This window comes from Vibrio scophthalmi (genome assembly GCF_040869025.1).
GTDB lineage: Bacteria > Pseudomonadota > Gammaproteobacteria > Enterobacterales > Vibrionaceae > Vibrio > Vibrio scophthalmi.
This window is the reverse complement of sequence record NZ_CP134271.1, coordinates 367567-382120: the sequence shown is the minus strand read 5'-3', so window position 1 is coordinate 382120 and position 14554 is coordinate 367567. Positions and strand designations below refer to the sequence as shown.

General features: G+C 45.3%; 12 protein-coding genes and 1 riboswitch. Of the genes, 6 read left to right on the top strand and 6 right to left on the bottom strand.

Annotated elements, in window-relative coordinates; all coding sequences use genetic code 11:
- Window positions 1–181 precede the first annotated feature (181 nt).
- Window positions 182–985, top strand: a complete 804-nt coding sequence (locus tag RJD38_RS01630) for an alpha/beta fold hydrolase (RefSeq protein WP_005600141.1) — start codon at window positions 182–184, stop codon at window positions 983–985.
- A gap of 72 nt (window positions 986–1057) precedes the next feature.
- Here the strand turns inward: RJD38_RS01630 and RJD38_RS01625 are convergent, their stop codons facing one another.
- The 5 genes from RJD38_RS01625 to torD all read right to left on the bottom strand — a co-directional run bounded on the left by RJD38_RS01625 (window position 1058) and on the right by torD (window position 5266).
- Window positions 1058–1366, bottom strand: a complete 309-nt coding sequence (locus RJD38_RS01625) for a putative signal transducing protein (RefSeq protein WP_005600140.1) — start codon at window positions 1364–1366, stop codon at window positions 1058–1060.
- Entirely contained in the window at window positions 1366–2070 is a 705-nt protein-coding gene (locus RJD38_RS01620) for a TVP38/TMEM64 family protein (RefSeq protein ID WP_065545158.1), read from the bottom strand. Before RJD38_RS01620 ends, RJD38_RS01625 begins: the two co-directional genes overlap by 1 nt.
- 214 nt (window positions 2071–2284) lie before the next feature.
- Window positions 2285–2878 (bottom strand): TfoX/Sxy family DNA transformation protein, encoded by a 594-nt coding sequence (locus RJD38_RS01615; protein ID WP_005600137.1) that lies wholly within the window; start codon window positions 2876–2878, stop codon window positions 2285–2287.
- 109 nt (window positions 2879–2987) lie between these two features.
- A riboswitch (cyclic di-GMP riboswitch) is annotated at window positions 2988–3076 on the bottom strand.
- 150 nt (window positions 3077–3226) lie between these two features.
- On the bottom strand, window positions 3227–4231 hold the full coding sequence (gene purR, locus RJD38_RS01610; protein WP_005600135.1) for an HTH-type transcriptional repressor PurR: 1005 nt from the start codon (window positions 4229–4231) through the stop codon (window positions 3227–3229).
- A gap of 387 nt (window positions 4232–4618) precedes the next feature.
- On the bottom strand, window positions 4619–5266 hold the full coding sequence (gene torD, locus RJD38_RS01605) for a molecular chaperone TorD (protein WP_005600134.1): 648 nt from the start codon (window positions 5264–5266) through the stop codon (window positions 4619–4621).
- A 239-nt stretch (window positions 5267–5505) separates the two neighbouring features.
- On the opposite strand from torD, the gene torR reads away from it, so the two are divergent.
- On the top strand, window positions 5506–6216 hold the full coding sequence (gene torR / locus RJD38_RS01600) for a two-component system response regulator TorR (RefSeq protein WP_005600132.1): 711 nt from the start codon (window positions 5506–5508) through the stop codon (window positions 6214–6216).
- A gap of 108 nt (window positions 6217–6324) precedes the next feature.
- Here the strand turns inward: torR and elyC are convergent, their stop codons facing one another.
- Window positions 6325–7128: an envelope biogenesis factor ElyC gene (gene elyC / locus RJD38_RS01595; protein ID WP_005600130.1), complete on the bottom strand. Its 804-nt coding sequence runs from the start codon at window positions 7126–7128 to the stop codon at window positions 6325–6327.
- 114 nt (window positions 7129–7242) lie between these two features.
- On the opposite strand from elyC, the gene cmoM reads away from it, so the two are divergent.
- From cmoM to mukB, 4 genes are read left to right on the top strand one after another with little or no spacing between them, the layout of a single operon-like run.
- Window positions 7243–8040 (top strand): tRNA uridine 5-oxyacetic acid(34) methyltransferase CmoM, encoded by a 798-nt coding sequence (gene cmoM, locus RJD38_RS01590; RefSeq protein WP_086027423.1) that lies wholly within the window; start codon window positions 7243–7245, stop codon window positions 8038–8040.
- Window positions 8037–9374: a chromosome partition protein MukF gene (gene mukF / locus RJD38_RS01585; RefSeq protein WP_065430663.1), complete on the top strand. Its 1338-nt coding sequence runs from the start codon at window positions 8037–8039 to the stop codon at window positions 9372–9374. The genes cmoM and mukF overlap by 4 nt, the downstream gene beginning before the upstream one ends.
- Window positions 9355–10068, top strand: coding sequence for a chromosome partition protein MukE (mukE, locus tag RJD38_RS01580; RefSeq protein WP_005600126.1), 714 nt, complete (start codon window positions 9355–9357; stop codon window positions 10066–10068). Before mukF ends, mukE begins: the two co-directional genes overlap by 20 nt.
- A complete protein-coding gene (gene mukB, locus RJD38_RS01575; protein WP_367971385.1) occupies window positions 10065–14522 on the top strand; it encodes a chromosome partition protein MukB in 4458 nt (1485 codons plus the stop codon). Before mukE ends, mukB begins: the two co-directional genes overlap by 4 nt.
- Window positions 14523–14554 lie beyond the last annotated feature (32 nt).

Genomic DNA, 14554 nt, shown 5'->3' with positions numbered 1-14554 from the left:
ATTCATTTCGTTAACTTTTGCATTAAACCTTGAACGTGGTTGACTAAAAAGGCGTCTAGTGACGCCTTTTTTTACACTTTTCTCGTCGCAACCCCTCATAAATTGACCGAAGCTGAATTAAGATTTCATGACTTTATGGTAGTCTGCCAATCCCTAATAGAAACCAAATCAATTCTCATAGATGAGCAATACTCTGCTGTTTCATAAAACCTATCCTCACCCAACGAGCAAAGAGTGGGTGGTCTTCATCCATGGTGCTGGAGGCAGTTCATCGATATGGTTCAAACAAATCAAAGCTTACAAAGCCCATTTCAACTTGTTATTGGTCGATCTTCGTGGTCACGGTAAGTCGAGTCAGTTGCTCAAAGATCTCATGACCAATCGCTACACCTTTAAGACGGTGACCTTGGATATCTTACAAGTGCTCGATCATTTGAAAATTCAGTCAGCTCACTTTGTTGGTATGTCACTTGGCACCATCATCGTGCGCAATTTGGCTGAATTGGCCTCTGACCGAGTTAAGTCAATGGTGCTAGGAGGCGCTGTAACACGCTTGAATACGCGTTCACAGCTTTTGGTGAGGCTCGGTAACTATTGCAAGCACATCGTGCCTTACATGTGGCTGTATCGCTTATTTGCTTATATTGTGATGCCACAGCGTACGCAAAAACAGTCGCGGCATCTATTTATTCGTGAGGCAAAGAAGCTGTGCCAAAAAGAGTTTAAACGCTGGTTTATTTTGGCGGCAGATGTCAATCCGCTCATGCGATACTTTAAAGAGAAAGAGTTGCCAATCCCGACGCTTTATTTGATGGGCGATCGTGACTATATGTTTATTCAACCGGTCAAAGAGATGGTGGCCGTGCACCGTTCCAGCCAGTTACGTGAAATCGCAAACTGTGGGCATGTATGTAATATCGAACGACCAGACGAGTTTAATCAGCATTCGATTGAATTTATTCGTCAGCAAATTGTGGCGAAGTAATCTGTTACACCAGATAAGGGCCTTTTACTTGGCTCTTATCGTTTATTCTTGTTTAAATTTATGACAAATACGCTAGGAACTGTGCGATGTTCCGCATTGCCAACATAAAGCAAATTGGCCTTCATTTTCTTCACCACAATTTGAACAATGCCAAGGCGGCGCCGATAGTGGCTGCTCAAACTGTGTAATAACTTCGTATGCTTTATTTTGTTGGCTGCTATCGAGTAGCCACACGTAAGGTTCACTTGCTTCACCAAAGGGCAACTCACCTTGTAGGCCGAAAATCCCTTCGCCACGAACTTCACAATCAATATTATTGGTACGCAAAAGCTCACAGACAATGTGAGCTTGTGGTGGATTATTTGCACTAAATATTTTCACTAAGCCTCTCCGTTAGACGCCTTGTTCGAGGTTTTGTCGCTCTGTTTTATTTTAGCCATTACCCATTTCGCGACAATCGGGAACAGGCCAAGCAATGCAAATGAGGCTAATACCGAAGGTGAAACAATACCTGAGAGTGAATCAATTTGTGCTAATTGGGTCCCCGCATTGAGATACACCGCAGTGCCCGGTAGCATACCGATTTGACTCACCAAATAGAAACGCGCGGTAGAAATCGGGGTTAAGCCCATAAGTAGGTTAATTAAGAAAAATGGGAAGACCGGAATTAAGCGCAGTGAGAAAAGATAGAACGCGCCATCTTTTTCCACCCCTAGATTAATGGCGGAGAGTTTGTCACCAAATTTGCTTTGTACCCAATCGCGTAGCAAGAAGCGGCTGCTAAGAAAAGCCAGTGTCGCGCCAAGCGTGCTGGCAAAAGAGACTAAGATTAAGCTGGCCCAAAAGCCAAATAATGCTGCGCCAAGCAGAGTGACGACGGCCGCGCCAGGAATCGAAAAGGCCGTAATCGCAAGATAAGCCAAAAAGTAAACCGCCGCCGCTAGAACAAAGTTCTGCTTAATATACAAGGCTAACTCTGCCTGTTGTGCTTTGGCATTTTCGAGGGTGAGTTGATCGCCAAATTGAGTGATAAGTAGCGCTATGATGGCAATCAGCAATAGGCCGAAAATCAGTTTTTTATTCATCTTGGTTCTCACTTATCTCTGGTAGATATCTATTTTATAGCGCGATAATTTCACTATCTTAGATACGCATCTTACGATCGTATTGTTGCATCGTTCAGTCATGAATACGGTTCTTTGCTCGTTGTTTTATATAGGAACTTCAAAGCACGCAAAAAATTTCAAAAAAAAAGCCAGCAACAATGGCTGGCTTAATTCAATTTATTCATTTTCTAAATTAATGCTCAAGGCGAGACATCAGTTCTTGGCGGCGAGCTTGAGGAACGACGGACCAATGCGTGCCTTTAATTGCGCCTTCAAGTGCCCAAAGCAACTCTAAACTCACCTGGGTATCATGTGAGGCTTGAATGGCTTTGTATGCTTGAACTGAACCCACTTGTTCTAAATTCTCAACTGATTCGATACCGGCTTTTTTCAGCATACGTTCAGTTGCAAGACGCAAGTTTGGTAGATCTTTAATACGAGTTGGTTTTGTTTTCGCTTGAGTGCTCTTTTCTTGCTTAGCGAGAGAGAGTGCATCGGTAGCCGTTTGCAGTGTTTTTGCACTGTCTTGGTACCACTCTTCACTTAAAGCAAAATATTTAGTAACAACAGGGAAGCCTCGTTTGTGATACACGTACGGTTCTAATCCTTGTTGCTTAAACTGCTCAGTAAGGGCATCGTCGGCACGAATATGAAGCTTGTCGTGTACAACCAATGCAAACATTGTGTCGTCTGCAAAAATGCCGAACCCACCAAACATAGAGCGAGATTTAATCCGACCTAAGGGCTCAAAAAGCCTCATAGAGTCTTTAAGTATTGGTTTATCCATTCAGTACTTTCTCGGTGTATGTGTATATACGCCACCAAATCAGGTCCGAGAGAATAGCAGTCAATGCAGATTTCTGGAGAGTAATCAGTTAACGTGTTGCATTTCTACCATCGGTAACCCCGCTGCCGTACATCATTACAATGTTTAGGCCGGTGGCTTTGCGTCCCAACTTTTCAGTTTGGTTTGCCCTGTGCGTGACTTAATTTGCTCTGCTAAAGATTAAATTACTTCTGTCAGGAAGTAGTCTATTAATATGGGATAATTGTGATCTTTATGCAAGAATAACTTTCATTTATGAGGCTTTAGCCGAAGGATTGCCCCTCGGCTAATCTTTATTGAATCATTAACTTAGTCGATTCTTGCAACGGTGCTACGCTCAACGATTTCTGGATGCATCTCAAACACGCGTTTTTCGTGTTCTTTATCTTTAATACGCTCTAGCAGAATTTCGAATGCGTTTTTACCAACACGACGCTTTGGTTGGTGAACTGTCGTCAGTGGTGGAGAGAAATACTCTGCCAATTCGATGTTGTCGTAGCCGATCACTGAGATGTCTTCTGGCACGCGAATGCCTTTTTGTTGCAGACGGCTCATTAGGCCTAATGCCATGGTGTCATTGAAGCAGAATACAGCCGTCGGGCGTTTGTCCATAGCAACGAGTTGGTCGGCGGCCAATACGGCCGTGTCACACTCAAAGTTACCTTCAAGAATCCAATCTTCGTTAACTTCAAGTTGTGCTTGGTTCATCGCACGTTTAAAGCCTTGGATACGCTCTTGGCAAACTGCTTTTTCAAAGTGACCGCTTAGGCAAGCGATGTCTTTGTGACCGTGGTCGATCAAGAATTTCGTTGCTAGGTAGCCACCTTCTTCTGAGTTGTCGATGATGTTGTCTGCTTGAGAGGTCTCAGGGCCCCAATCCATCACAACTTTAGGAATGTCTTTGTGGTTGTTGAGCATTTCGCTCAGTTCTTCTGTTAAGTCAGAACACATCACCAAAATACCATCAACGCGTTTTTCTGCGAGCATGCGAATGTAGTCGCGTTGTTTCTCGTAGATACCACCAGTGTTACATAGGATCAGTGTGTAGCCTTGGCGGTAACAGTAGCTCTCGACGCCATCAATTACTTCAGAGAAGAATAGGTTAGTAGATTGAGTTACTAGCATACCAATGGTACGAGTCGTATTGCATTTTAGGCTACGAGCAACGGCACTTGGTGCATAGTTTAGCTCTTTCACTGCTTCCATCACGCGCTCTTGCGTTGTCTCTGCGACAAAGCGAGTTTTATTGATCACGTGTGAAACAGTAGTGGTTGATACGCCAGCAAGGCGAGCAACGTCTTTAATAGTGGCCATAAGGGGTTGTCCTATCTTTAGCTGCCACGGCGGTATTCACATATCAGAATAATTTGGCAGAAAGTATTAAAAACACAAAAACCGCTTGATTACAGCGGTTTGTATTTAATTCATTATTTTTTTATCGTTTGCGCTGTCGATTCTAGACCGCATCTCGTTTGGGGGCAAATAAAAATCCCGTCCCCCATACTGTTATGCCCACCATGATAGGTGAGTGATTAGGCATCAGCCGAATAAAAATCACTTAAAACAAGGAGTGGATGAGGTGTCACTCGTTACTTTTATTACACCACACCAACCCTAGAAAAAGCCGTTATTCGCGAATTTATTCAGCATCAACTCATTACGCATCAACGCATCAAACACCTATTGGGTAGATATTGAGCGTCATTCACCCGTTAAGTATTGGCAATCAAGCTCTAAAAACGCAACCAGCAGCGCCGCAACGGCAGAGTAGAAACCAAACTTATCTAAGCCTTTGCATTTGGTCGCAAATTTAGCCACCCAGCTTAGAATGTGTTGACGGATAAAGGCTTCTTGTTCAACGAAACTTTCTTCAAAATGACGCTCTTGCTCAAGCTCGTTTGAACGAATAATGATGTTACCGAGCAGATCAAGTTCAATCGCAATATGATCCGCAGGCTCGTTCAAGCCTTGTTCAACCGCAACACCGTACTTTTGAAGTAATGCGTCCATTTCGTTCGCTGGTTTATCATGCAGTAGACCGGTTGTACCGATGTACATAGAAGCATAAGGCAGTGCAGATTCTTTATCAGACTTTAAAAATAAGTCACAAAAGTCAGCCGCCAACTCTAGCTGGCCATCTTCGCGGTCTAGCTGACGGTTAAGTGCATCCACTACATCATCAATGGCTGGTTTTAGGCTTGGGTTTTCACCAAGGCCAGATAAAAAGCTACGAATCTCAGGGCTTTGATATTGCTCTAGATCCGCTTCAGTTAGCTCTTTGGCAAATAAGCTAGAGAACCACCAGTAAATTTCTGCACGCTTTTCGTTAAACGCTTTTAACTCTTGCATCAAACAATGCTCCTATTTTCATTCTCCTACTATTCTAGCGAAGAAAAATGAATAGGGATAACACACAATGCGTCAAAATAAGTGCAAAAATGGCAAAATGTTAATGCTTGGGCTAGTTTTGTTTTGAATCAATAAAAAATCATCTTTCTTGATTTTAATGTAACAAATACTAGAAATGTTACGATATATGAATAGAATGTAGGTCGTAAACAATTCCCAATGCAAATTAAGTGGTTTAGATGAGCTATCACGTACTAGTTGTAGAAGATGACGCAGTAACTCGCAGCAAGCTGGTTGGCTACTTTCAAAATGAAGGTTACACCGTCAGCGAAGCAGAAAGCGGCGAGCAGATGCGCGACACACTACAAAATCATGCGATTGATTTAGTCATGCTAGACATCAATCTTCCTGGTGAAGATGGCTTGATGTTAACGCGTGAACTACGCAGTCAGTCTGACATTGGAATTATCCTGGTAACAGGACGCACGGATAGCATTGATAAGATCGTTGGTTTAGAAATGGGTGCCGACGATTATGTAACAAAACCGTTTGAACTTCGCGAACTGTTAGTTCGAGTGAAAAACCTACTGTGGCGTATTTCGTCAGCGCGTAATGCCGGTAGTGTTGTTGATCAGAAAAACGATTCAAATTTAGTTCGTTTTGGTGAGTGGATGTTTGACGTTCAACGCCGTGCGCTTAGCCGTAACGGCGAGCCAGTAAAACTGACTAAAGCGGAATACGAGCTTTTGGTTGCGCTTTCAACTTACCCTAACCAAGTGCTAAGTCGCGAACGCATTCTTAATATGATCAGTCACCGCGTTGATGCGCCTAACGACCGTACTATCGACGTACTGATTCGTCGTATGCGCGCTAAGATGGAGTTCGACCCTAAGAACCCGCAAATCTTTGTCACGGTTCACGGTGAAGGTTATATGTTCGCAGGCGATTAATCGTCTTTGAAACAACCCAACAATAAAAAAACCGAAGCCTAGGCTTCGGTTTTTCTTTTTCTATGTGGCGACAGCATCAGTCAGTCTTTTTTGGCACTTGAGTGAACGTTAAAGATTGCTCTGTGATGCTTCAATACTTTGCTCTTCGTAATCGGAGGCCCAGTCACGCAAGCTTTGCCAGATACGACCAAGCGTTTCATGCCAGTAACGTTCAGTTTGTTCTAAGTAAATCGCTTTTGGCGTGTACTTACTCCAGAACTGATGAATTTCATCTTGAGCCAAATAATTGGTTGGCGCAGGGTATGGGTTTAATCCTGCAGAGTGAAACTCATTCAATGCACGTTGCATGTGGCTTGCCGAAGTCACTAAGACCACTTCTTTGCGTTTGACAAATGCGGCCGCCTGGCGCGCTTCTTCCCAAGTGTCCTTCGCTGTTTCCAGCAAAATAATATCAGATTTAGCGACACCTAAAGCCAAAGCGACTTTGGCCATCATGCGTGCATTACTGACATCAGAACCGCCAGCATAACCTGACAGAATCAACTTGGAGCCCGGATAGATACGCATAATACGGATGCCTTCGGCCAAACGCATTAAACCAGTGCGACTTAATTCAGAGGTAGGTGGGATGGAATCGTCCACCACATGACCACTGCCTAGCACCATGACGTAATCGATCGACTTATCGACGGGTAAAAAAACGCTAAATTGACGCTCAATCGGCATCAATAAACGAGAGGCAACAGGTTGGAATGAGATCAAAAACATTCCAATAAATGAGAAGAGAACAATCAGGCAGCCTGTTTTCTGCTTTCTTGTAAACATGATCAGCATTAAGCCGATAAAGCCAATGATCAGCATTGCTGGTAAAGGCATAAGTAAAGACGAGACGACTTTTTTCAGCTCAAACATACTTAAATAGTCCGAAAAAACACCAGTTGATGAGAATTTAAGAGAATCCCTCTTTATATCTGCCCTTCTTGTGACAGAATAGCAGGACGATTAGACATGATAACCCAAGCTGCTGTGACTGAAGACCGTAATTTCGACGATATTGCCCACAAATTTGCAAAAAACATATACGGCTCTGACAAAGGCGAGATTCGCCAAGTCATTGTCTGGCAAGATCTTGAGCAAGCGCTCGCCAAACTGGGCGCCGAGACTCAAACCCTGCAAGTGCTCGACGCAGGCGGAGGCCTTGCGCAAATGTCGCAAAAGATTGCCAAGCTCGGACATCAAGTGGCGCTGTGTGATCTATCTTCTGAGATGCTGCAATTAGCAAAACAAGAAATAGAACGCAATGGTCTACTCGACCGCTACCGCTTGATCCATTCTCCTGTGCAGGAGATTGCTCAGCATATGGATAACCAAGTGGATTTGGTGATGTTCCACGCCGTAATGGAGTGGTTGGTCGATCCAAAAACAGCGTTGCAAACATTGCTTGAACAAGTCAAAACCGATGGTATCGCTTCGGTGATGTTTTATAACCATCATGGTTTGGTCTATAAAAATGTCGTATGTGGCAACATTCCGCACGTGCTAGATGGCATGCCACACCGTAAACGATTTAAACTCCAGCCGCAGAAAGGCTTGATTCCTGAAGAGGTCTATCAATGGATCGAAGAGGCGGGTTTTGAAATCTGTGGTAAATCTGGCATTCGCTGTTTCAGTGATTACATCGGTAATCGCCAAAATATGGGCGAGTTCCAGTATGAAGATGTGTTGGCACTAGAAGAAAAATTGTGCCGACAAGAGCCTTACCTCTCACTAGGTCGATACATTCATGTATGGGCGAAGAAGAAAGATAAACAGGAAGAACAATGAGTGAGATGACTCTCAATGTTGCTGAGCAGCCGATTGATGAATTGGTCGGCTGGGTTAAGCAACACGATTTCTCATTGAACCTAAGTAGCGAAAGATTGGCTTTTCTTATCGCGATCTCTGTATTGAGTAACGAACGGTTTGATGAAGAATTGGGTGAAGGTGAACTCCATGATGCGTTCACTATCGTCACTCGATTATTTGAAGATACGGGCGAAGCCTCTGCGTTTCGTGCGAACAATGCCATCAATGAAATGGTAAAGCAGCGTCTAATTAGCCGATTTACCAGCGAAATCAATGATGGTGTCAGTATTTATCGCTTGTCGCCTTTGGCGATTGGTATTACCGATTACTATGTGCGTCACCGTGAATTCTCTCGTCTTAAGCTATCGATTCAGTTGTCGATGGTGGCCGATGAGATGGCAAAAGCGATTGAAGCGGCGCAAAAAGGCGGCACGGCCGGTCACTGGAAGAAGAATGTTTATGGGGTTCTAAAATACTCAGTAGGCGAAATCTTTGATCAAATTGATCTCAACCAGCGTGTGATGGATGAGCAACAGCAGTCGGTTAAACTGCAAATTGCCGAACTGCTCAATAAAGATTGGCGTGAAGCGATCAACAACTGTGAAGCTCTATTGTCTGAAACCTCAACCACTCTACGTGAGTTGCAAGATACCTTGCAGGCGGCGGGTGATGAGCTGCAAACGCAAATTTTAGATATCCAAGAAATCATCTACGGTGATGAAGAGCTTGAGTTTGTCGAAGAGACTTTGTTTGGCCTCCAGATGAAGCTCGACCGCATTACTCGTTGGGGTCAGCAAGCAATTGACCTCTGGATTGGCTACGACCGTCACGTACATAAGTTTATTCGTACCGCGATCGATATGGATAAGAACCGTGCCTTTAGCACGCGTCTGCGCCAATCAATGAAAGACTACTTCGATATGCCTTGGTTCTTAACCTATGCCGACGCTGAGCGTCTGAGCGACTTACGTGATGAAGCCCTTGTGCTGCGTGACGATGAAGTGACCGGTCAAGTGCCACTAGAAGTAGAATACGAAGAGTTTCAACAAGTCAATGATGAGCTGTCTGAGCGCATTGGTGAGATGCTTAAAGCGCATAAAGAGCGTGGCATGCCAATCGATTTAGGTACGGTGTTGCGCGATTATTTGGCTCAACATCCTCGCACTCATCATTTTGATTTAGCCCGAATAGTGGTCGACCAAGCCGTCAGAATGGGTTATTCCGAAGCGGATTACCAAGCGGTTCAGCCAGACTGGCAAGCGATCAACGAATTTGGTGCAAAGGTACAAGCAAATGTCATCGACCGATACTAATGAATACATGCCAGAAAAACTGGCAAAAGCGATTTCCAACCCTCTGTTCCCAGCACTCGATAGCGTGTTGCGTGCCGGGCGTCATATTTCAAGTGAAGATCTAGATAACCATGCTTTGTTGTCAGATTTTGAAACCGAATTAGCGCTATTTTATCAGCGTTACAACACTGAACTTGTAAAAGCACCAGAAGGCTTCTTCTACTTGCGTCCACGTTCAACCTCATTGATCAGCCGCAGCGTGCTGTCTGAGCTTGATATGCTGGTGGGCAAAGTACTGTGTTTCCTATATCTGAGCCCAGAGCGTTTGGCTCATGAAGGTATTTTCACCAATCAAGAGTTGTACGACGAACTGCTGCAATTAACTGATGAAAATAAGTTAATGAAGTTAGTGACCAACCGTGCAACAGGGACCGATCTCGATAAAGAGAAGCTATTTGATAAAGTGCGTACCTCTTTGCGTCGTCTTCGTCGTCTTGGCATGATCATCAATATCGGTGAAACCGGTAAATTCCGCATCAGTGAAGCCGTGTTCCGCTTTGGTGCGGATGTTCGTGTGGGTGATGATATGCGTGAAGCGCAATTGCGTCTGATCCGTGATGGTGAGGCTGTAATTCATACCCAAGAGCCAAGCCAAGGTAGCTTGCTTAATGACGATGATCACCAAGAACAAGAAGAATTAGAGGGTGAAGCATGATTCAACGCGGTAAATATCAATCACTGACCATGATCAACTGGAACGGCTTTTTTGCTCGTACTTTTGATATTGATGGTCTCGTTACCACCCTATCAGGCGGTAACGGCGCAGGTAAGTCGACCACGATGGCGGCATTTATCACAGCCCTTATTCCTGACCAAACACTATTGCACTTCCGTAATACCACAGAAGCGGGCAGTAGCCAAGCTTCTCGCGATAAAGGTTTATACGGTAAGCTGCAGCCTGGCGCCTGTTATGCTGCGCTAGACGTAGTTAACTCTCGTAATCAACGTCTATTATTTGCTGTGAAGCTACAGCAAGTTGCGGGTCGTGATAAGAAAGTAGATATCAAACCGTTTGTGATCCAAGGCTTACCAAGCCATGTAAAACCAACCGATCTACTGATTGAAAGCGTGTCTGAAACACAAGCTCGTGTGCGTCAAATCAACGAAGTGAAAGAGAGCGTTGCGCAGTACGAAGGTGTGCAATTCAAAGCGTTTCCATCGATTGTTGATTACCATGCGCAAATGTTTGAGTACGGTGTTATCCCGAAAAAACTGCGTAACTCAGCAGACCGTTCAAAATTCTATCGCCTGATTGAAGCCTCTTTATACGGTGGTATCTCAAGTGCGATCACTCGTTCACTGCGTGACTACTTACTGCCACAAAACGGCGGGGTGAAGAAAGCCTTCCAAGATATGGAATCGGCACTGCGTGAAAACCGCATGACGCTCGAAGCGATCAAAACCACCCAAGCTGACCGTGACTTGTTCAAACATTTGATTACCGAATCGACTAATTACGTGGCGGCTGATTACATGCGTCATGCCAATGAGCGTCGTAACAAAATTGAACAAACCATGTCATTGCGTGGTGAATTGTTTGGTTCGCGTCAAAGCTTGATTGAGCAAAACAATCTGCTAAATCGCGTGCAAGAAGAGTTAGAACTGCTGATTGAAGGTGAAGCGGCACTAGAGCAAGATCACCAAGCGGCATCAGACCATCTGCAATTAGTACAAAACGCTCTGCGTCAGCAAGAAAAAATTGCCCGTTATCAAGAAGATCTTGAAGAGCTCAGCGAGCGTCTTGAAGAGCAAGCGATGGTAGTGGAAGAAGCGCAAGAACGCGTGTTGATGTCTGAAGAGCAGGCGACCGTTGCAGAAGAAGAAGTCGACAGCCTGAAAACGCAGTTGGCTGATTACCAGCAAGCGTTGGACATGCAGCAAACTCGTGCATTGCAATATCAACAAGCGGTTGAAGCGTTAGGTAAAGCACAACAATTGTTGGCGGATAACTCTTTAACGGCCGAGACGGCACAAGCGTTAGTTTCAGAGTTAAAACATCGCGAAACCGAAAATACCACCACGCTATTAGCACTGAAACATAAATTAGATATGTCATCAGCGGCGGTTAAGCAGTTTGAAACTGCATTGCGTTTAGTACGTAGCATCCAAGGTGATGTGCCTCGTGAGCAAGCAGCAGCCCAAGCTAAGCTAGTGATTAATCAAGCTCGTGAAGCTAAGCAAGTCAGTGAGAACGAAGCGCAATGGCGCGCGCAACATCGCGATCTTGAGGGGAGCTTGAACCAACAGCGCCAAGCGCGCGAGTTGGGCCAAGATTACCATAAGCAGCACAACGTTGAGCTGATTGATGAGCTGAGTTTCGAGCAAGAGCGTGAGCGTCATGCTGCGCAAATTGAATCGCTAGAGTACGCGCAAGAAGATTTGCGTGAACAACGCAGTGAGCAACGTCGCGTAGAGCAAGATGCACAGGCTGAAATTAGCAAACTTGAAGCGATTGCCCCGGCTTGGATTGCTGCAAATGACGCTCTTGAGAGCCTAAAAGAGCAAAGTGGCGCAGAGCTGTTTGATAGCCAAGCGGTCATGACACAAATGCAATTGGTGCTTGAGGAAGAGAAACAGCAGTCGATCGCTAAAGATAAGTTGGCAGAGCGTCGCAGCTTCCTTGATAGTGAAATTGAACGTTTAGCCTCTCCGGGTGGCTCGAACGATCCGCGTGTAAAAGGCCTCGCTGATACACTTGGTGGTGTGCTGCTGTCTGAAATTTACGATGACATTACCTTGAGTGATGCGCCATATTTCAGTGCGATGTACGGCCCGGCGCGTCATGCGATTGTGGTCTCTGATCTTGCGGGCATCGAAGAAAAACTGGTCGAACTGGATGATTGTCCAGAAGACCTTTACATCATCGAAGGTGACATTGACGCGTTCGATGACAGCTCATTTGATGCGGAAGAGCTTGAAGGCGCGGTATGTGTTCGTTTGAATGAGCGACAACTACGTTACTCGCGCTTGCCTGAGATCCCATTGTTTGGTCGCGCTGCTCGTGAACAACGTTTGGAGTTGTTACGTGAAGAACGTGAAGAAGTGGTCGAGAACCATGCTAAGGCTGCGTTCGATTCACAAAAGCTTCAGCGTCTATATCAAGCCTTCAACAACTTTGTGGCTAAGCATATTCAAGTGGCTTTCCAAGCTGACCCAGAAAAAGCGCTATTGGCGGTACGTGAAAAACGTAGCCAAGCAGCCCGTATTCTCTCTGATCTTGATAGCAAAGAGCAGCAGCAACGCACTCAGCTAATGGCGAGCAAACAAGCGGTTTCATTGCTTGATAAGTTAGCTCCAATCATGCGTTTTATCGAAGACGAAACGCTAGAGGCGCGCTTTGCTGAAGTGGAAGAAAAACTGGCGCAAGTCTCGCAAGCGAAAGGCTTCTTATCACTGCATGCGAAAGCGGTGAGTGAACTGGAAAGTGTGATCAGTGCGTTGGATGTTGACCCTGAGCAGTTTGATGCGCTTGAAGCGGATTACCAAGCCGCGGATGGTCGACTGCAGACTCTGAAGACACAAATCTTTGCTCTATCAGATTTAGTTGAACGTCGTCATTACTTCGCTTATTCCGACTCTGTGGCGCTACTCAGTAAGAGCAGTGAACTGAGTGAGCAACTTAAAGCGAAACTGGTACAAGCTGAGCGTATGCGTACTCGCAGTCGTGATGAGCTAAAACAGACTCGCGAACAGATGAACCAGTACAACCAAGTATTGGCGTCATTAAAGAGCTCTCATCATGCGAAGTTGGAAACGGTTCAAGAATTTAAGCAAGAGCTACAAGAGTTTGGTGTAACCGCAGACGAAGGTGCAGCAGAACGTGCCCAGCGTCGTCGTGACGAACTGCAAGAGCGTCTACATACCTCTCGTAGCCGTAAGAGTGAGCATGAGCGCACGATTACATCAACTGAACTTGAAATGAAGACGCTGGCTAAGCGTATGAAGAAAGTGCAGAAGGAATACACTGAGCTGCGCACTTTTGTGGTGTTAGCGAAAGCAGGTTGGTGTTCAGTGCTGCGTCTTGCACGTGCGAATGACGTAGAGCGTCGTTTGCATAAGCGTGAATTAGCCTACATGTCTGCGGCTGAGCTACGCTCAATGTCGGATAAATCGTTGGGTGCATTGCGCTTAGCAGTCTCTGATAATGATGATCTGCGCGATTCATTACGTCTTTCTGAAGATACCGCTTACCCAGAGCGTAAAGTGCTGTTTTATATCGCGGTTTACCAACATCTGCGTGAGCGTATCCGCCAAGATATCATTCGCACCGATGATCCGGTGGAAGCGATTGAAGAGATGGAAGTGGAGCTAGCACGTCTAACTGAAGAGCTAACTCAGCGTGAGAATCGTTTGGCGATCAGCTCTGACTCGGTAGCGAGCATCATTAAGAAGACCATTCAACGCGAACAAAACCGCATTCGTATGCTGAACCAAGGCCTATCTAACATTGGCTTTGGTCAAGTGAAAGGCGTGCGTTTGAATGTTAAGGTGCGCGAAAGCCATGAGGTGTTACTCCAAGGTCTTGCGACTCAACAAGAGCAACACAAAGATCTGTTTGAAAGCCCACGCTTTACCTTCTCAGAAGCGATGGCCAAGCTGTTCCAACGCGTTAACCCACATATCGACATGGGTCAACGTTCGCCACAAGTCTTGGGTGAAGAACTGCTGGATTACCGTAACTACCTAGAGCTAAGCGTTGAAGTTTGCCGTGGTGCAGATGGTTGGTTACAAGCAGAGTCGGGTGCACTTTCAACTGGTGAGGCGATCGGTACTGGTCAGTCAATTCTATTGATGGTAGTACAGAGCTGGGAAGAAGAATCGCGTCGTCTACGCAGTAAGGACATTATTCCATGTCGTTTATTGTTCCTTGATGAAGCGGCTCGTTTGGATACCAAGTCTATCTCTACTCTATTTGAATTGTGTGACCGTTTGGATATGCAGCTTCTTATCGCTGCACCTGAAAACATCAGCCCAGAAAAAGGCACAACCTACAAACTGGTGCGTAAGGTGTTTAAAGACCACGAACATGTACACGTGGTGGGTCTACGCGGTTTTGGTCAAACAGAGCAACCAAAGAGTGATGCACAGCAGTTGATCGAAGAGTTGTAATTTGTCACTCTTTCACTGACAGCACAGAGATT